12 protein-coding genes are annotated in these 18,257 nt (G+C 73.3%); 3 read left to right on the top strand and 9 right to left on the bottom strand.

What is annotated here, in order from left to right:
• The first annotated feature begins 96 nt into the window (after nt 1-96).
• Nucleotides 97-2,286: an Hsp70 family protein gene (locus tag ACQEVZ_RS47355; RefSeq protein ID WP_433380846.1), complete on the top strand. Its 2,190-nt coding sequence runs from the start codon at nt 97-99 to the stop codon at nt 2,284-2,286.
• Nucleotides 2,287-2,356: 70 nt separating this feature from the next.
• Here the strand turns inward: ACQEVZ_RS47355 and fumC are convergent, their stop codons facing one another.
• The 3 genes from fumC to ACQEVZ_RS47370 form a co-directional block, all read right to left on the bottom strand.
• Nucleotides 2,357-3,811, bottom strand: coding sequence for a class II fumarate hydratase (gene fumC / locus ACQEVZ_RS47360; RefSeq protein ID WP_433380849.1), 1,455 nt, complete (start codon nt 3,809-3,811; stop codon nt 2,357-2,359).
• Between the two features lie 4 nt (nt 3,812-3,815).
• The gene (locus ACQEVZ_RS47365; RefSeq protein WP_433380852.1) at nt 3,816-5,531 is read right to left on the bottom strand and encodes an NAD-dependent malic enzyme; all 1,716 of its coding nucleotides are present in this window, start codon (nt 5,529-5,531) and stop codon (nt 3,816-3,818) included.
• Between the two features lie 86 nt (nt 5,532-5,617).
• Nucleotides 5,618-7,663 carry a hypothetical protein gene (locus ACQEVZ_RS47370; protein ID WP_433380855.1) on the bottom strand — a complete coding sequence of 682 codons (2,046 nt, stop codon included), beginning with the start codon at nt 7,661-7,663 and terminating at the stop codon, nt 5,618-5,620.
• Nucleotides 7,664-7,835: 172 nt separating this feature from the next.
• On the opposite strand from ACQEVZ_RS47370, the gene ACQEVZ_RS47375 reads away from it, so the two are divergent.
• Nucleotides 7,836-8,825 (top strand): LPXTG cell wall anchor domain-containing protein, encoded by a 990-nt coding sequence (locus tag ACQEVZ_RS47375; protein ID WP_433380858.1) that lies wholly within the window; start codon nt 7,836-7,838, stop codon nt 8,823-8,825.
• Nucleotides 8,826-8,893: 68 nt separating this feature from the next.
• On the opposite strand, the gene ACQEVZ_RS47380 is transcribed toward ACQEVZ_RS47375, so the two are convergent.
• Nucleotides 8,894-10,060, bottom strand: a complete 1,167-nt coding sequence (locus tag ACQEVZ_RS47380; RefSeq protein WP_433380861.1) for a TetR/AcrR family transcriptional regulator — start codon at nt 10,058-10,060, stop codon at nt 8,894-8,896.
• Between the two features lie 313 nt (nt 10,061-10,373).
• Between ACQEVZ_RS47380 and ACQEVZ_RS47385 the strand changes: the two genes are divergently transcribed.
• Nucleotides 10,374-11,567: an oxygenase MpaB family protein gene (locus ACQEVZ_RS47385; RefSeq protein WP_344500499.1), complete on the top strand. Its 1,194-nt coding sequence runs from the start codon at nt 10,374-10,376 to the stop codon at nt 11,565-11,567.
• On the opposite strand, the gene ACQEVZ_RS47390 is transcribed toward ACQEVZ_RS47385, so the two are convergent.
• The 5 genes from ACQEVZ_RS47390 to ACQEVZ_RS47410 are packed head-to-tail and all read right to left on the bottom strand — an operon-like array spanning nt 11,564 to nt 18,145.
• Nucleotides 11,564-11,902 carry a hypothetical protein gene (locus ACQEVZ_RS47390; protein WP_433380865.1) on the bottom strand — a complete coding sequence of 113 codons (339 nt, stop codon included), beginning with the start codon at nt 11,900-11,902 and terminating at the stop codon, nt 11,564-11,566. The genes ACQEVZ_RS47385 and ACQEVZ_RS47390 overlap by 4 nt on opposite strands.
• A 19-nt stretch (nt 11,903-11,921) precedes the next feature.
• On the bottom strand, nt 11,922-12,956 hold the full coding sequence (locus tag ACQEVZ_RS47395; RefSeq protein ID WP_344500495.1) for an ABC transporter ATP-binding protein: 1,035 nt from the start codon (nt 12,954-12,956) through the stop codon (nt 11,922-11,924).
• Complete coding sequence (locus tag ACQEVZ_RS47400) at nt 12,953-14,554, bottom strand: ABC transporter permease (RefSeq protein ID WP_433380869.1); 1,602 nt, start codon at nt 14,552-14,554, stop codon at nt 12,953-12,955. The genes ACQEVZ_RS47395 and ACQEVZ_RS47400 overlap by 4 nt, the downstream gene beginning before the upstream one ends.
• Entirely contained in the window at nt 14,538-15,563 is a 1,026-nt protein-coding gene (locus ACQEVZ_RS47405) for an iron ABC transporter substrate-binding protein (protein WP_433380872.1), read from the bottom strand. Before ACQEVZ_RS47405 ends, ACQEVZ_RS47400 begins: the two co-directional genes overlap by 17 nt.
• The gene (locus tag ACQEVZ_RS47410; protein ID WP_433380875.1) at nt 15,542-18,145 is read right to left on the bottom strand and encodes an AMP-binding protein; all 2,604 of its coding nucleotides are present in this window, start codon (nt 18,143-18,145) and stop codon (nt 15,542-15,544) included. The genes ACQEVZ_RS47405 and ACQEVZ_RS47410 overlap by 22 nt, the downstream gene beginning before the upstream one ends.
• Nucleotides 18,146-18,257: the final 112 nt, after the last annotated feature.

Genomic DNA, 18,257 nt, shown 5'->3' on the forward strand with positions numbered 1-18,257 from the left:
ACCACCGGGCGTGGCGGCCGGGATGTTGACGACCTCCACTGAACGGCGGTGGTTTCCGCACGTTCGTCGGAGCGTGGGGGCCCTACACTTCGCCGTGTGGCGGGGAACGCGTTCGCGGATTCGTGGCTGGCTATCGATTACGGCACCTCCAACACGGTGGCGATGCTCTCGTATCCCGACGGCAGGGTCCGGCCCATGCTGTTCGACGGGTCGCCGCTACTGCCGTCGACCGTCTGTGTCGGCGCCAACGGGCAGATCCTGACCGGTCGGGCGGCGCAGCGGCAGGCGCGGCTCGTGCCGGAGTCGTGCGAGCCCAACCCGAAGCGCCGCGTCGACGACCGTAACCTGCTGCTCGGTGAGCAGAGCGTCCCCGTCGTGGACCTGGTCGCCGCGACCCTCGGCAGGGTGCGGCAGGAGGCCACGCGGGCGCTGTCGATGTCGCCGTCGCGGGTCGTCATCACGTACCCCGTGGAGTGGGGCCCGGCGCGCCAGTCGGTGCTCGTGGACGCGGCCCGGCAGGCCGGGCTGCCGCAGGTGGTGCTCGTCCCCGAGCCGACCGCGGCCGCCACGTACTTCGCCACCGTCCTCGGCCGGGAGCTGCAGCCCGGCGGCTGTGTCGTCGTCTACGACCTCGGCGCCGGCACGTTCGACGTCAGCGTGGTGCAGCGCGGGCCGACCGGGTTCGCACCGCTGTCGTACCGCGGACTCGACGACTTCGGCGGGCTCGACCTGGACGAGAGTGTGCTGTCGATCGCCGGTGACGCGGTCGCGGCGGCCTCGCCGCAGGAGTGGCAGCGGCTGCGCTCGCCGCAGAACACGGCGGACAGCCGCGCCTTCCGGACGCTGTGGCAGGACGCCACCGAGGTGAAGGAGGCGCTGTCGTCCCAGTCGTCGGCGGCCATGCTGGTGCCGCTCGTCGACCGCGAGGTCATCGTGGGCCGCGAGCAGTTCGAGGAGCTGGCCCGGCCGCGCCTGGCCGACACGGTGCGGATCACCACGCAGTGCATCCGTGAGGCCCGCATCGAGCCGCACCAGATCGGCGGTGTGTTCCTGGTCGGCGGCGGCACCCGGATCCCGTTGGTGTCGACGCTGCTGCACACCGCGCTGGGCGTCGCGCCGACGGTCCTGGACCAGCCGGAGCTCGTCGTCGCCGAGGGCGCCCTGCGCGCGATGGTGACCACCGGCGAGCCCACGGCTCCGGCGTTCGCGGCGGCCTCTTCGGGTGGCCGGGTGCCGGCGCAGGCGGGACCGGCTCCGGTCAGCGCACCGCCGACGGTGACGAGCGTGCCGCCCGCCCCGGCGCCGGTCAGTGTCCCGCCGGTCCCGACCTCGCCCGTCGTCGGCTACCCGGGCACCGCCGAGTACACCGCGCCGCCCGGACCGTTCCCGCCCGCGGTGTCGAGCGACCCGTTCCCGTCGAGCAACGAGTGGCCCGCCGCGGCACCCGTCTCCCCCACCGTCGCCGCGCCGGCGCCGCAGCCGCGCCGCCCGGCCGAGTTCGCCACCGCGTCCGGGAGCCCTCTGCTGCGCATCTTCCTGTCCTTCGTCGTGGGCATCGGGGTGTCGATCCTGGGCACGTGGATCGCCTACAAGGTGGGCGAGAACCACGGTGACCACTGGCACCACGGCAACTACGCCGCCGCCATGCTGGTGCTGATCACGGTCCCCGGCGCACTGCTGGTCACGCAGGCGTTCGCCGGTGTCGGCCGGTTGTCGCGCCGCACCAGGCTGCACATCGACGAGGCCGGCATCCGTGTCCTGGCCGGCGACCCGGAGTCCGAGGGCCGCTGGCGGGCGGCCGGCTGGGCGGTGCCCGCCGTCGCGTTGTCCGCGGTCTGCCTGTACTTCTTCCCGTTCTGGGACGTCAGCGACGACGGCCAGTGGACGATGGCAGTCCTGTCGGGGATCGGCCTGGTCGGGATCGTCGTCGCGGTCGTCCAGCTGAGCCGGGGGCAGGCGCGGCGGATCACCTGGCTGACGCTGCACCGCCGGTCGCCGCAGGCCGGTGACCCCCGCGCCGTCATCGAGGTCGACAGCTACCCGTGGCCGCAGCTGCGGGGCGTCGCCGTGCGGCGGGTCGGCGCCGCCCGGCGCCAGGCGCTCGTCGTCGTGCCGGTCGACCGGGGCGAGCTGCTGCGCCGCCCCTCGGTGCACCGGCGGGCCATGCGCGACGGCATCGGCTTCGTCGCCGCCGATCTCACGTCCGCAGGCATCCCGGTCGCGCCGGTCATCAGCGTCCTGCACGACCACGCCGGCGACCGGCTCGTCGGCGCGCTCGCGATCTGAGCCACCGACGCGCTCGTCAGGCCGCGACCAAGAGCAAAAGCCAAGCGCAAGAGCCAGGAGCAAAGCACAGTCAACCCGCGTGGGTGAGGTCCTCGGGCACGACGATCCGCTCGTACATCTCGTCGCTGACGCCGCGCCGCAGCGCCGCCTCCTTGAGGGACAGGCCGTCGTCGATGGCGAGGTGCGCGATCTCGGACGCCTTGTCGTAGCCGATGACCGGCGACAGCGCGGTGACCATCATGACCGAGCGGTCCACGTTCTGCCGCAGCTGGTCGCGGTCGAGCCTGACGCCTTCGACGAGGAACTCGCGGAAGTGCTCGGCGGCGTCGGCGAGGATGCGGATCGAGTGCAGGACGTTGCTGATGACGACGGGCCGGAAGGCGTTGAGCTCGAAGTTGCCCTCGTTGCCGCCGATGGCCACGGCGGTGTCCGACCCGAGCACCTGGACGCACACCATGAGCATCGCTTCGGCCTGGGTCGGGTTCACCTTGCCGGGCATGATCGACGAGCCGGGCTCGTTGGCGGGCAGGAGCAGCTCGTGCAGGCCGGTGCGCGGTCCTGAGCCGAGCCACCGGATGTCGTTGGCGAACTTGAACAGCGCCGTGGCGATCCCGCGCAGCGCGGCCGATGTGCGCACGAGCGGGTCCAGGGAAGCCTGGGCGGCGAACTTGTTGGGCGCGGTGACGAACGGCCGGCCGGTCAGCTCCGCGATCACCGCGGCGGTGTCCTCGCCGAAGCCGGTCGGGGCGTTGAGGCCGGTGCCGACGGCGGTGCCGCCCATCGCCAGCCGGTACAGGCCCCGCCTGGTCGAGGCGAGGTGTTCGACGGCGTCCTCGAGCTGGGCGGCGTAGCCGGACCACTCCTGGCCGACGGTGAGCGGGGTGGCGTCCTCCAGGTGTGTCCGGCCGATCTTCACGACGTCGGCCCACTCGCGGCTCTTGACCACGGTGGCGTCGTGCAGCCTGGCGAGCGCCGGTAGCAGGTGCTCCTCGATCGCGACGACCGCGGCGATGTGCATGGCGGTGGGGAAGGTGTCGTTGGAGGACTGGCCCATGTTGACGTCGTCGTTCGGGTGTACCGGCGTCTTGCTGCCCAGTTGCCCGCCGACGAGCTGGATCGCGCGGTTGGAGATCACCTCGTTGACGTTCATGTTGGACTGGGTGCCGGAGCCGGTCTGCCAGACGTACAACGGAAACTCGCTGTCGAGGTCGCCGGCGATCACCTCGTCGGCCACGCGTGCGATCAGGTCGGCCTTCCACTGCGGCATCCGCCCGGCGCGGGCGTTGACGATCGCCGCGGCCTTCTTGACGTAGCCGTAGGCGTGGTAGACCGCCTTGGGCATGCGGTCGTCGCCGATGTCGAAGTGGACCAGGGAGCGCTGGGTCTGCGCGCCCCAGTAGTGGTCGGCCGGGACGGCGACCGGGCCGAGCGAGTCGGTTTCGGTGCGGGTGCCGGTGGCGTCGATGCCGATGGGCACGTCGCGCACCTCGGGCACGCGACGGCCGGCGGGCTTGGGTTCGGCCATCTCGTCACCCTGCCTTGACCGGACGGTACTCCGGTTGCCACATCGCATCCCGTACCTGCCGTGCCGGGTCGGTGAGCTCGGCACGGGCCAGATCCTCGTCGGCGGCCCGCTGCGCCACGGCGGCCGCGACGGTGGCCGACACGTCCCGCAGGTTCTCCACGTGCGGCAGCAGCGACGCGCCGGGTGTGCTCACGTCCACCAGGCCGGCGACGGCTTCGGCGGCGGCCGCGAACATCCCGTCGCTGATCCGCTTGGCCCTGGCGACGATGGCGCCGAGGCCGAGTCCGGGGTACAGCAGGGCGTTGTTCGCCTGCCCGATGCCGTAGGTGACGCCCTGGTAGGTGACCGGCGGGACCGGGATGCCGGTGGCGACGAGGCCACGGCCTCCGGTCCACGCGATGAGCTGGTCGGGCATCGCCTCGATGCGTTCCGTCGGGTTGGACAGCGGGAAGATGATCGGCCGGTCCACGTGCCCGGCCATCTCCTTGACGATGGCTTCGGTGAACGCGCCGTGCACGGTCGAGGTGCCGACCAGCATGGTCGGTCTGCCGTTCGCGACGGTCTCCCGCAGCCCGATGCGGCCGTCCCGTCGCCAGGCGGTGACCTCGCCGGCCGGGCGGGCGTACGGGGTCTGGTAGTCGCGCAGGTCGGTCATGTCGCCGGTCAGCAGCCCCTGCTTGTCGACGCACCAGATCTGCCGGATCGCGGTGTCCCGGTCCGCGCCGTCGCGGACCATCGCGTCGCGGAGCTGGTCGGCGATGCCGACCCCGGCGGTGCCGGAGCCGAAGATGACGATCCGCTGGTCCCGCATCCGGGTGCCGGCCACCCGCACGGCGCTCAGGGCCGCGGCGAGCACGATCGCGCCGGTGCCCTGCATGTCGTCGTTGAACGTGCACACCTGGTCGCGGTAGCGCTCCAGGATCCGCCGGCCGTTGCTCGGGCCGAAGTCCTCCCAGTGCAGCAGCGCGTTCGGGAACAGCTTGGTCGCCGCCCGCACGTAGGCGTCGATGAACTCGTCGTAGCGTCGCCCGCGTTCCCGGGCGTGCCGGTTGCCGAGGTAGTCCGGGTCGTTGAGCAGTTCCCCGTTGTCGGTACCGACGTCGAGCGCGACCGGAATCACCCGGCCCGGGTCGATGCCGGCCGCGGCGGTGTAGACGGCCAGCTTGCCGACCGCGATGTCGATGCCGCCGGAACCCCAGTCGCCGATCCCCAGGATCTCCTCGGCGTCGGAGGCGACGATCAGGTCCACGTCGTCGGCACCCAGCCCGGTGTCGGCCAGCGCCTTCTCCACCCGGTCGGGTTCGTCGACCGACAGGTACACCCCGCGCGGGCGGCGGTACTCGTGGCTGTACCGCTTGATCGCCTCACCCACGGTCGGGTCGTAGACGACCGGCAGCATCTCGCGCAGGTGCTCGGCCAGCAGCCGGTAGAACAGCACCTCGTCGTTGTCCTGCAACATGGCCAGGAAGACGTTCTTGTGCAGGTCGGAAGGCTGGCGGTGGTACTGCTCGTACACCCGCCGCACCTGGTCGTCCAGGGACAGGACCGCCGGCGGTAGCAGCCCCTCCAGCCCCAGCGCGGTGCGCTCCTCGCGGGTGAAGGCCGTGCCCTTGTTCAGCAAGGGTGTGCCGAGCACCTCCGCGCCACGGGCCGTGGTGACGTATGTGCCGTTTTCCGACCGGAACTTCCGCTTCGCGGCCACCCGCGTGCCTACGGTCATCGAAACGCCTCCGAGTCTTCTCAGTCACGTTCACAACCGCCGGTCCCACTACCCGCTGTCGGCCGGGTACACCTCCGGCCGGGGCGTCACGGCGGGCTGGTCGCGGCGAGGATGGTGTGGCTGTCGCGGAGCAGTGCGAGGTCGAGGGCGACCTGCATGGAGGACCAGCCGTTGAGCGCGGCGCTGTGCCGGAAGCGCTCCCGCAGCTCAGCGGCGACGAGATCGCGCATCGGCCGGGCCGCCGGCCCGATCGTGGCGAGGTGGGCAGCGATCTCCGAGCGGCGTCCCGGCCTGGCGGTCCAGAGCCGGGTGAGGGCCGGCAGCGGGGTCTCGGCGTCGCCGGCGACCCGCCAGAGGGCCTGGGCCGCGGCGACGTGGATGTCGTCGTCGGTGTCGATGAGGGCGCGCAGGGATGCTTCGAGGGCGGCCCCGGCGGGACCGAGCCGGCCGGCCGCTTCGGCGGCGAAGTGCGAGGCGTCCCACGGGTCGTCGAGGTGGCGGCCGAGCAGCTCGACTGACTGCGTCGCCTCCCCCGTGACCTGCCACAGTGCGACGGCCGCGACGATCCCGCCGTCGCGGTCGAGCGTGGCCCGCAGTGCCGGGACGGCCGCCGCCGCGGCCGGGCCGATGCTGCCGAGGGCGGTGGCGGTCATCAGGTCGATCGGTCCGGCGAGCAGCTCGGGCACGGCCTCGGCGGCCGCCGGGCCGAGCGCCGCGGCGACCCGGGTCAGGACCCTGCGGTGTCCGGCCGCGGCATCGCCGGTCGACCCGGCGCAGCGGCGCAGGACGGTGGGCAGGAGGTCGGGCGCCGTCGTGGCATACCGGGCCGCGAGCGGGGCGGAGTTGCCCGGCGGGATGTCGCGGTCGACGATCGCCCGGACGGCGGGCAGCGCCCGGTCGTCGTCGAGCGCGGCCAGCGCCCACACGGTCGGGCCGACGGTCGGCTCCCACCCCCGCCAGGTGACGACCCAGGGCGGGGGCCCGTCGCCGTACCGGGACTCCGGCGCGGCGGATGCGACGGCGGCGGCCAGCGCGTCGGCGGCGGGTGCGGCGAGCGTGTCGAGATGGTGCAGGACGAGCGCGGCCCGGCCGGCCAGGCGACCGTCGGCGAGCTGGGCGCCGACGAGCGTGACGAGGTCGGTGTAGTCGCCGCGCCAGTACCCGACGAGGCCCAGGGCCGGGCGCAGCGCGGCCGATCGCGCCGCCGGCGGGCCGGCCGACAGCAGGCCGGTGAGCAACGCGACGCGGTCCTCGATCCGCCCGTCGAGGGCCAGGCTGAGGTCTTCCACGAGCGCGTCCCGGCTGCCGGCCGGCCGCAAGCCGCTGATGTGCGTGGGCGTCACCTCCGAGGAGAGGTCCTCCCAGCGGGACACGTCCAGGGCCGGCAGCGTCTCCGGCGCCACCGCACGTAGGTCCGCCCGGAGCAGTTCGACCACGACCGGGATCAGGTCGTCGGCAAGCGCTTCCGGGGCCGTGTCGACGAGGTCGGCGGCCGCGGCGAGCCTGCACCGCACGTCCGCGGCGGACCAGTCTGTGAACCAGTTCGTGAACCAGGTGCCGACCGCGGCCGGGTCGACGCCGGAGACCAGGCCCGCGGCGGCGAGCCGGCCCAGGCCCGCGACCGCCGCGGCGAGCGCGCCGCGGACGTCGGGGTCCGGCTCGGCCGCGAGCCGGACGTGCAGCGACGCCAGGATCGTGCCCGCGTCGCCGCGCTGGACGAGCAGCGTGGCCGGCACGGCGCGGCGCACGTCCGGGTCGGCGTCGTCGAGCAGGCGCAGCAGCAGCGGCGCGGCGCCGACGACCGCCACCCGGGCGGCGACGAAGTCCGGCTCCGGGTCCTCGCGCCGGGTCGCGCCGCCGATGCCGGCCAGCAGCCGCAGCACGCCGGCCCGGTCCGGCACCCGGGGGTTGCCGGCGAGGGCGAGCAGGAACGGGACCGCGGCGACGGTGCTGTCGAACACGTCACCGTGCAGGTGCACCGCCCCGCGCAGCCCGTTCAGCGCGTCCGCACGCACCTCCGGCTCCGGGCCGGCCAGCCGGCGGAGCAGGTCCGGCACGTCGTCGGCGGCGCCCCAGGCGTGGCCGAGCGCTGCCCAGTCGACCCCGTCCAAATCGTCCAGGTCCTTGATCATGGCGGCAGTGTGCCAAACCGGCGCAACGCCACGGCGCGTCCTGCCGGTCCGGTTGAAGCCACCCGGCGTTTTGGTTGTGTCCGTTGCTCGACCCGCGGTTCGACAACCGGCCCCTCGGGCCTGGGCGTGATCGATGTGTCCGACATCCACACATCGTCATGAGGAGATCACCGTGCTGCTCCGCATCGGCACCGCCGCTGTCGCGCTCGCCGCCACCGCCCTGTTCGTCTCGCCCGCCGCGGCCGCTCCGGCGGAAGGGCCGATCGACGCCATCTCCGGCAAGGTCGGCCTGTCCGGCGACCCGTACACCCCGTCGGCCGTTGCCGAGATCGGCGTCATCAACAGCGGCGCGACCGCGCTCGAGGGCCGGTTCATCCTGGAGCTGCCGACGGGATCGGTCACCGTCGAGCCCGGCCAGTGCGACACTGGCACGAAGGCGGGCACCTGGATCTGCTCGGCCGGCACCGTCGCCCCGAACGTGGGCAACCCGAAGACGGTCGGAATCAAGATCCGTTCAACGACCGGCGAGCCCGTCTTCCAGGTGTCGACGCTGGGCCACCTGCAGGGCATGGCGCCGGACGGCACGCTCGGGAGGCGCAACGACATCGTGGTCGCGTGGCCGGACAAGGGGCCGCTGCGCCTGTCCGCGCAGGGCGGCCCCGTCAGGGACGGGCACGTCGACGTCGCCGTCCGCGTCACGAACGCCGGCAGCTTCACGTTCGGCCAGTACTACCTCGTCGCCTACACCCCGGGCGGCGTGCGCGCCGTGTCGCCCGCCTGCACCGGCAGCGGCCGGATCCCCGCCGAGCAGGGCTGCGAGATCCACCGCACCGGCCCGTTCGCGGCCGGCGCGCAGGACACGTTCACGATCCGCCTGTCCGTGCCGGCGAAGCGGTCGGAGGTCGAGCTCGTCCTGACGCCGACCAACCGGTACACCAACAAGGACACCAAGGTGAAGCTCACCGTCGGCACCACGTCCGCGACGACGCCGGCCCCGACCTCCCCGGCCGCGACCTCTCCGGCCGCGAGCGTCTCACCGGTCCCGGCGCTGCCGAAGACCGGGACGAACGTCGGCCTGCTCGCCGCGTCCGGCGGGCTGCTGCTGGCCGCCGGTGCGGGCCTCGTGCTCGTCGGCGCCCGCCGCCGCTTCCGTACGGGCTGAGCGTAGGGCGATCGCGGCGGTGGCGGTGCCGGTACAAGAGCACCACCGGCACCGCCGCGACCGGCGGCTCATCGGATGCCCAGGGCGCTCATGAGCAGCGCGGCGACGGCGTCCCGGTGCTCCGGGCTGTCCCGCCAGCGCAGCCTGCGTCCGGCCTCGACCACCACGCCGAAGCCGGCGTGGATCAGCACCCGGGCCTGGCGCGAGTCGAGCTCCGGACGCGCCGACCGCAGCTGCTGCTCCCACACGGCGATGTGCTCCCGCTGCGCGACGACCAGCGGCCGTTGCAGGTCGGCCGGCAGGCCGGCGAGCTCGGCGTTGGCGACGCTGGTGAGTGCCGTGTGCTTGAAGCTGTACGCCACGTAGGTCGCGGTCAGCGCGACCACCGCGTCGTGCGGGTCGGTCGTCCCGCGGAGATTCTGCTCCACCGCCTGGGCCAGCAGCCCCGCCGCCTGCAGGCAGGCCGCCGCGAGGATGTCGGCCTTGCCGGGGAAGTACCGGTAGATCGCGGACGGGACCAGCCCGACGGCCTCCGCGATCCTGCCGTTCGTGACGTTGGCGAAGCCGTCCCGCTCGAACAGCGGGATGGCGGCCGCGAGGATCTCCGAGCGCCGGGTGCGTGCCACGGGCTGGGCGGGCAGGTCGACGAGGCGCGCGATGCCGGTGGCCGCCGCCGGGTCGGTCGCGGCCACCCGCAGGGCGGACCCGACCAGCACCTCTTCGAGGCGGCGCTGCGCGATCGCGGTGTGGTGCATCGTGATCGACCCGATCGCGCCGAGTGCCGCGACGGCCCGCAGGTGCTCGTCCGGGAGCGGATGCTCGCGGTGTACCGCGTCCGCCACCCGGGCGACCACGTGCGCGAACTTCGCCCTGAGCGCCTGCCGGTCGCCGCGATCGAGGTACCTGGCCTCCCATCGGTACACGCCGCCCGACGCGCGATGGGCGACGGTGACCCGGGCGGCGGCGGCGAGGACGTCGGCCAGGGAGGCTTCGGCGGGCACGTCGTCGAGCGCGGCGACGAGCCGGTCGGCCATGACGTTCGCGCACTCGGCGAACAGCGCGTACTTGTTCGGGAAGTGCCGGTAGAGGGCCGCCGCGGTGATGCCCATGCTGGCGGCGATCTCCTCCATGGACGCCGCGTGGTAGCCCCGTTCGCTGAACATCCGGCCGGCCGCTTCGATGACGAGCTGCTTGCGGTTGCGGGGCCGGACGGCTGCGGTCGACTCGGTGGTCACAGCGGCGACCGACCAGGCGTGTGCGGGAGCCCGCCGGACGCGCCGGTCAGGGGTCCGCACCGCAGCGGCACGGCGATGTCCCATGGCATGCCGCCGATCCTGACACATGACCGGGCGTCGGCCACGGTACCGGCGGCGACGGCCGCCCTCCGGCGCGGCGGAGATTCCCTGCGCGGACGCCCTTGCCGACCGGCGGATTGTTTCGTATGTTAACGGAGAATCACACATCGACTTCCGTAAGGTTGTCGCTGTCCGCCACTGCTTAGCCCCCGCATGAGCAGCGCCCATGCCTTCACGGAACCGGGGTAAGTAAATGAGCAATCTCAACCTCAACCGACGGAGCGTCCTCTCCCTCGGCGTCGCGCTCGGCCTGGTGAGCGCGGTGGGCGCCGTCCCGGCCGCGGCAGCGCCCGCCGCCGCGGGCACCGACCCGTGGTGGGCCTGGGACGACGAAGTGGACCAGCTGGTCGCCGGGCTGCTCGACAACGGCCAGGTCCCAGCGGTCAACACCGCGATGCGGTCCTGGGTCAACAACAGCGACGCGCTGCCCAGCGGCCTGCCCGCCAACCTCCGCACCTACCTGCAGCAGGTCAACACGCTGCCCTCCTGGGCCGACCGCAGCAAGCTGCGTCTCGCCGCCGACTTCAACCGGCGCAAGGACACCTACCTGTTCATGCTGTACGGGCTCGGCAGCGGCATCATGAGCACGGTGATCCCGCGTGAGGCCAAGTCGGTGTACTGGTCCGCGGGCGGCGCCAACATGCAGGACCGCGCGGCCAAGACGTTCACCTTCGGCTACGACCTCAGCGAGCTGACCGCGTTCGAGCCCAACGGCCAGTTCGTGGTCACCGCCAACAAGACGCGCCTGGTGCACGCGGCGGTGCGGCATCTGCTGCCGCAGTCGCCGCAGTGGCGGGCGGTCGCCAACGAGCCGGGCGGGATCCCGATCAGCAACGGCGACATCCTGGTCACCTTCCACAGCCTCGGCACCTTCGTGCACAAGAAGCTGAAGGAGTGGAAGGTCCGGATGACGGCCGCGGAGGAGACCGCCTTCCTGCACCAGTGGCAGGTCGCCATGCACCTGCTCGGCGTGCGCGACGAGTTCATCCCGCAGACGTGGGCCGCCGCCTACGCGCAGTCGGCGTCGGCGCTCACCCCGATCCTCGCCCCGACGCAGGAGGGCAAGGAGCTGGCCGAGGACCTGCTCGGGCTGACCGCGCAGATCGACCTGGGCGTCACCCGCGGCTTCCTCAACGAGTTCGTCCGGTACGTGCTCAGCAACGAGATCGGCGACTGGCTGCGCCTGCCGCGCGACTACGCGGCGGCGACCCTCGTCCGCACCGCCTGGCCCACCTACATCGCGTTCCGGGAGGGGCTGATCCCGATCGCGCCCGCCAGCTTCTACATGTTCGACCAGTTCATCCGGGCGCTGGCGATGCTCTTCCTCAACAAGGGCGCCTCCGGCACGACCACCCTCATCACGATCCCCACCGGGAACCGGGCCTAGCTCGGTCCTGACGCAAGGGAGCCGGGAGGATTCCCTTCCCGGCTCCCGCGGGCCTCCTCAGCACGGCGCCGGGCCAGCTCGTCGAACTTCCTCGCCAGCGCCGCCCGGCGGGCGGCCGCGTTGGAGCCGTCCAGCTGACCGGCAAACACCGCCCGGGCTGCGGCGACCAGGTCGTCGGTGACGGCCGGGTAGGCGCGGGCGATGGCCCAGAGCGCTTCCTCGGTCTCCATGTCGAGCCCGTTGCAGGAGTAGATCCCGCCACCGGTGGAGACCGACGTCAGCAGCTCCTCGAAGATCGCCCGCTGCTCGTCGTCGTCGGGATGGTTCAGGCGCACCGGCCCACCTTAGAACGGGTCAGCGGCGGGGGAACGAGCGGACGGGTGCGGGCACCGTGATGCCCACCTCGTCGCCCGGGCGAGGTGTCCGGTCGCCGGGGACACGCGCGACCAGGTGTGTGCTCTGGCCGGCCAGGTCCAGGCGGACCATCGCGTCGGCGCCGTGGTAGGTCACCGACGCGACCGACGCCGTGGTCCCGGACGGCTCGCGCAGGACGAGCTGCTCGGGTCGCACCATCACCAGGACGTCGCCGGTGGCCGGTTCGGCCAGGTCGAGCCGGCCCAGACAGCAGTGGACAGCCCGGCCGTCGGCCTGGCCGCGCAGCAGCATCGCGTCGCCGAGGAACCGGCCGACCTCGGGCGTGGCCGGTGCGGCGTACACGCCGGCCGGGCTGTCGACCTGGGCGAACCGGCCGTCGAACATGACGGCCACCTGGTCGGCGAAGGACAGGGCCTCGCCCTGGTCGTGGGTCACGAGGACGGTGGTCGCGCCCCGTTCGGCGAGCGCGGCGCGGGTGGCCTCGCGGGTCGCGGCGCGCAGCGCGGTGTCGAGCGAGGAGAACGGCTCGTCGAGCAGCACGACCGACGGTTCCCGGGCCAGTGCGCGGGCGAGCGCGACGCGCTGCTGCTGCCCGCCGGACAGCTCGTCCGGCCGGCGGCGGGCCAGGTCCGGTGACAGCCCGACGAGCTCGAGCAGCGGCTCGACCTGGGCCGCCCGGCGCCGCTCGGCCCGCGGCAGCCCGAAGGTGATGTTGCCGGTGACGTCGAGGTGCGGGAAGAGCGCGCCGTCCTGGCGGACGTAGCCGATGCCGCGCCGCTCCGGAGCGACCAGGGCCGGCCCGTCGGTGAGCACTTCGCCGCGTACCTCGATCCGCCCCCGGTCTGGCCGGATGAACCCGGCGATCGCCCGCAGCAGCGTGGTCTTGCCGCTGCCGGAGGGGCCGAGCACGGCGGTGATGCCGCCCGCGCGCACCCGCAGGTCGACCTGGTCCAGCACCGGCGGGCCTCCGTAGCCGACGGTGAGCCCGGTGACGGAGATGCCCGCGCCGCTCACCGCTGGTCCAGGATCTGCCGGCGCAGCAGGATGGTGAGGGGGGCGGACAGGGCGATCATCGCCGCAGCGTACGGGGCGCTCGCGACGTAATCCAACTCGTCGCTCGCCGACCAGAACGCGGTCGCGAGGGTCTCGGTGCCGGTCGGGGCGAGGAGCAGGGTCGCGGTGAGCTCGGTCGACGTCGCGAGGAAGACCAGCACGAATCCGGTCAGCGCCGACGGCAGCACCAGCGGCAGGACGACCCGGATGAGGGTCCCGAGACCGGACACCCCGAGCGACCGCGACGCCTCGAGGAGCTCAGGCGGGGCCGCGGCCAGGCCGGACCGCCAGGCGACCATGGCGCGGGGCAGGAAGAGCACCGTGTAGGCCAGCACGGCGAGCGCGGTGGTCTGGTAGACGGGACGGGCCCACTGCACCGCGAGCGTCACCAGCGCCAGCCCGATGACCACCCCGGGGAGTGCGCTCGCGATGTACGTGACCCGCTCCAGCGCGGTCGCCAGCCGGGACGGGTACCGGTGCAGCAGCCACGCGGCGGGGAGCGCCATGACCGCCGCCGCCAGGCCGGCCAGCGCCGCGAGGCCGACGGTCGATCCCGTCGCCGCGAGCAGCGGACCGGCGACCACCGCGCCGGACGTCATCGCCCGCACCAGCCAGCGCAGCACCAGCACCAGCGGCACGACGAGGGCCAGCCCGACCAGCCCGACGAGGGCGGCGGACGCGGGGACGGTCCACGCGCCCAGGCGGTACGCGACCGGACGCTGCCGGGTGCCGGAGCCCACCCGGGCGATCCGTGCGCGGCCGCGCAGCGGCACCTCGAGGGCCAGCAGCCCGACGCAGAGCACGATCAGCGCGGCGGCGAGGATGCTGCCGGCGGCGTTGCTGAACCCGACCGCGAACTGCTGCAGGATCGCCGTGGTGAAGGTGGGGAACCGCATCATCTGCAGGACGCCGAACTCGGCGAGCAGGTGCAGGGCGACCAGCAGCGCGCCGCCGGTGATGGCCGGACGCAGCTGCGGCAGCGCCACCCGCAGTACCGCCGCCGGACCGGACGCGCCGAGCGAGCGTGCGGCGTCCAGGTGTCCCTGGTCGAGGGCCCGCAGCAGGGCCGCGGCCGGCAGGAAGACGAACGGGTAGTAGGCCAGGACGGTGATGAACACCGCGCCGCCCAGTCCCTGCACCGACGGCAGCACCGACGTCCAGGCGTAGCTGCTGACGAACGCCGGGATCGCCAGCGGCGCGAGGAGCAGCGTGCGCCACGCGCCGGCGCCCGGCAGGGTGGTCCGCTCCACCAGCCAGGCCGCACCGCACCCGAGCAGCACGGTGATCGGGACGGTCAGCAGGACCAGCAGCATCGTGTTGCCGAGCAGCTCGGCCGTCCTCGGCCGCAGCAGCAGCCGCGACACCTCGTCGCCGCTGGTGGCCGCCTGACCGATCACGACCAGGACCGGCAGGATCATCACGGCCGCGACCAGGACCGCGGACGCCACGACGAGCCACGGCATCCGGGTGGACCGGCGGGCGCGGACGGCCGGCCGGGACGGCACCGGCACGTCGTGCGCCGCGGCGGGCGGCTCACGCAGGTCAGAGGATGCCGGCATCGGTCATCAGCTTGTTGACCTTGTCGGAGTTGAGCGTGAAGGGGTCGACCGGCGGCGCCTGCAGGCTGTCCAGCGGCGGCAGCGCGGGCGCGGAGGCGACGCCGTTGCCCACGGCGTACTCCATCGACTTGGAGTCGACCAGCACGCGCTGCCCGGCCTCGCTGGTGATGTAGGCCAGGAACTTGTGGGCCTCGGCCGGCTTCTTCGACCCGGCGAGCACGGCGCCGCCGGACAGCGACACGAACGCTCCGGGGTCCTGGTTGCGGAAGTAGTGCAGGGCCGTGTTGGCGCTGCCTTCCTTGGTGCCGGCCTGGTCCCGGTACCAGTAGTAGTGGTAGATCACGCCGCACTCGATCTCGCCGGCGTTGACCGACTTCATCGTGGCGATGTTGTTCTGCAGCGCTCGGGCGTTGGACTTCAGCCCGGCCAGCCATTCGGTGGTCTTCTGCTCGCCCTGGCCGGCGAGCATGCCCGCGACGATGGCCTGGAAGTCCGCGCCGCCGGGGGCGCACGCCCAGCGGTCCTTCCACTGCGACCCGGCGAGGTCCATCAGCGACTTCGGCAGGTCGGCCTTGTCGAGCTTGGTGGTGTTGTAGACCAGTACCGTGGACCGGGCGGCGATCGAGGTCCACACCTGCGACGACGGCGTCAGGTTGGCCGGCACCTGCCGCCGGGTCTCCTCGTTGAGCGGGGCGAGCAGCTTGTTGCGCTCGACCAGCGTCATCGCCGGGCTGTTCTCGGTGAGGAACACGTCGGCGGGCGACGCGGAGCCCTCGGCCACGATCTGGTGCCCCATCGAGGCGTCGGAGCCCTTGCGGACCTGCACCTTGATGCCGGTCGCCGCGGTGAACGCCTCGGCCCACGCCTTGGTGAGGTTCTCGTGCTGGGCGGAGTAGACCTGCAGCGAACCGGGGTCGGCGACGTAGCCGTCCTCGGACTTCGAACCGCACCCCACCAGGCTCACCGCCCCGACTGCCCCCAGGCCGGTCAGGAACGTGCGTCGACGCATGTCATGTCCTCTCTCACGAGTTGCCTCGCCGCCATGCGACGGCGGATGACCTCGACCGGCGGCAGCCGCCGGTGCAGGACGTGGTTGCCGGCCGCGCAGAACCCCAGGCCGGCGGCGATCGCGACCGCGAACTTGAGGATCGGCGCGCCGAAGAACGCGAACACCTGGAACTGCACGAGGTAGATGTGCAGCGAGGCGGCCGCCAGTGCGCCGAGCGGGCGGACGAGCAGCCGCGGCACCGGGAGGGCGGGCACGAGCGACAGCAGCGTGAGCCCGAGCATGATCGCCAGGTTGCGTGCGGGTTGTCCGGGGAAGAAGCCGACGGCGGCGGCCACCGCGACCGCGGTCGTGACCAGCCGGCGCTTCCGGCTGTCGGCCACCGCCATCGCGACACCCGCCACGAACAGCCACGCGACCGTGCCCGGCAGGCCACGCAGCGGGCCGTCGAACAGCGCGATCACCACGTAGCGGGGCACCAGCAGCACCACGAAGGCGGCCATGGTGGTGCGCCAGGCGTCGGCGGCGTATGCGGCCCGCAGCCGCGGCACCGCCAGCGCCGCGACGGTGACGGCCACGATCACCAGGTAGGCCTCGACGAACCAGAAGTTGTTGGAGGCCTGCGGTCGGACGAGCCAGTGGACCAGCGCGACGTTCGACCAGTGGACCGTCCCGAACCCGAACAGCATCACCGCGGCGACGGTCACCGCCGGGACGGCGACCCCGACGGCGATCCGGGCGCTTCGCCGCACGCGCTCCGCGGTCGCCGGCGAGGTGAGCACGTAGCGGGCGAAGAGGAAGCCGGCGACCGCGAGCAGGATGTGCGCCCCGCCGGCCAGCCGGAACAGGCCGACGTGACTGCCGCAGATCGTCACCACGGCCACGCCGCGCAGCACGACGGTCGTGTCGACCCGCTGCACCAGCGGGCTCCACCAGCGCGACCGTGGCCGCCGGTCGGCGAGCGCGACCAGGTCGCGGACCGGACGGTGGTGCCAGTCGGGCGGCAGGTCGCCGAGCAGCCGCGTCAGGCCGACGGACGCGACGACGTGGCTGAAGGAGTCGCCGCCGAGCTCGACGAACGACCGGTCGAGGTCGACGCCCTCGCTGCCCACCAGCGGCTCCAGCACCGCGACCACCGCGGCGGCCGTCTCCGCCTGCTGGCCGGAGGTCTCGGTGACGTGCAGGTCGGCGCTGCGCCGGCGGTCGGGTTTGCCGTTGGGCAGCAGCGGGAGCTCGTCGACGGCGCGGGCCGAGATCACCGACCGGCTGAGACCGGACACCTGCGCGGCCAGGTCGCGGACCTGGTCCGGCGACTGCTCGCCGCGCCGGTAGGTGACCTGCAGCTGGTCGTCGCGGCCGGTGACGCAGGACCGCAGCCCGTGGCCGCGCAGGGAGCGCTCGACCTGGCCGAGGTCGATGCGGATGCCCATGATCTTCACGAGGTCGGACCGGCGGCCGACGATCCGGACCAGTCCGTCGGCGTCGATCCGCGCCAGGTCGCCGGTCCGCAGCTCGGTGTGGACCCGCCCCAGGGCCAGGTCGTCGGGGTGCTCGGCGTATCCGAGCATGACGCCCGGGCCGGTGAACACGAGCTCGCCGACCGGGCCGTCGGGTGCGGCTGGTGCGGCCACCGGCTCGTCGACACCGGCCGGGTCGAGCCGGAACGCCGATCCGGCGATCGGCCATCCCACCGCGTCGGGGTATCGCTCCGCCAGCTCGGGTGGCAGCACCGCCATGCGTGCGGTGGCCTCGGTCTGGCCGTACATGACCGCCATGCCCCAGCCGGCCGCGCGGCCCCGGGCGGCGAGCTCCCGCACCCGCTCGGGCGGCAGCGCGCCGCCGGCCTGGGCGAGCAGCCGGAGCGAGGGCTGATGGTCCAGCACGCCTTGGACGTCGAGCAGGTCCACCACGTGCGGGGTGGCGGCGACCAGGGTGACCCGGTCGCGGCGCAGGTCGTCGGCGAAGCCGGGGTCGGTGACCGACCCGGGTCGCAGCACCGTGGTGGCGCCGGCGCGGAGTTGGGCGTGCAGCACCGACAGCCCGAAGCAGTAGTGCAGCGGCAGCGAGGTGACCGCGCGGTCGGCCGGCGTGATCGACAGCGCAGACGCGATCGCCTCGGCGTTGCTGAGCACGTTGTCGTGGCTGAGCCGGACCAGCTTGGGTGAGCCGGTGCTGCCCGACGTGCTGAGCAGCACCGCCAGGTCCGGGTGCAGGAGGTGCCGCGGCGCGTCGGTGTCGCTGGCCGGCGTCGCGGCCTCGAAGGTGCCGTCCGGGTGGAGCCACAGGTCGGGCTGGTAGACCGCGGTGATCGACCGGTGCTCGGGCGGGGTGATCAGGGCGACGTGCCCGGCCGACAGCACCGCCAGATATCCGAGCACCAGGTCGCGGTCCGGGGCCAGCGGCACGTGCACGAGCCGCCGGCCGGCCTGTGCTGATGGCAGGGCGGCGGCGAGCGCGGCCACCCGATCGGCGAGCTCCCCGTAGCCGAGGCATCCGGCGGGATCGATCAGGGCAGGGTGATGCGCGCCGGCAGTGTCGGACACCAGGAAGGTGGCGCGCACCTGCCGGGGATCCAACAGAGGCATAGTTGGTGAGGCTAACCTAACTATCCGCAGGTGTCGAGCGGTGGGCAAACGATCACCGCGCCCGTGGCCTTCAGGTACGGTGGCAGCCACTCCGTACTCGAGGAAGGCATCC

It is taken from the genome of Dactylosporangium sp. CA-152071 (assembly GCF_050936335.1).
Lineage (GTDB): Bacteria > Actinomycetota > Actinomycetes > Mycobacteriales > Micromonosporaceae > Dactylosporangium > Dactylosporangium maewongense.

What these genes read in the sequence shown, in the direction of transcription:
- ACQEVZ_RS47370 (WP_433380855.1), bottom strand. Translation starts at nt 7,663, where the DNA reads ATGATCAAGGACCTGGACGATTTGGACGGGGTCGACTGGGCAGCGCTC.
- ACQEVZ_RS47405 (WP_433380872.1), bottom strand. Translation starts at nt 15,563, where the DNA reads ATGCGTCGACGCACGTTCCTGACCGGCCTGGGGGCAGTCGGGGCGGTG.
- ACQEVZ_RS47400 (WP_433380869.1), bottom strand. Translation starts at nt 14,554, where the DNA reads ATGCCGGCATCCTCTGACCTGCGTGAGCCGCCCGCCGCGGCGCACGAC.
- ACQEVZ_RS47410 (WP_433380875.1), bottom strand. Translation starts at nt 18,145, where the DNA reads ATGCCTCTGTTGGATCCCCGGCAGGTGCGCGCCACCTTCCTGGTGTCC.
- ACQEVZ_RS47385 (WP_344500499.1), top strand. Translation starts at nt 10,374, where the DNA reads ATGAGCAATCTCAACCTCAACCGACGGAGCGTCCTCTCCCTCGGCGTC.
- fumC (WP_433380849.1), bottom strand. Translation starts at nt 3,811, where the DNA reads ATGGCCGAACCCAAGCCCGCCGGCCGTCGCGTGCCCGAGGTGCGCGAC.
- ACQEVZ_RS47365 (WP_433380852.1), bottom strand. Translation starts at nt 5,531, where the DNA reads ATGACCGTAGGCACGCGGGTGGCCGCGAAGCGGAAGTTCCGGTCGGAA.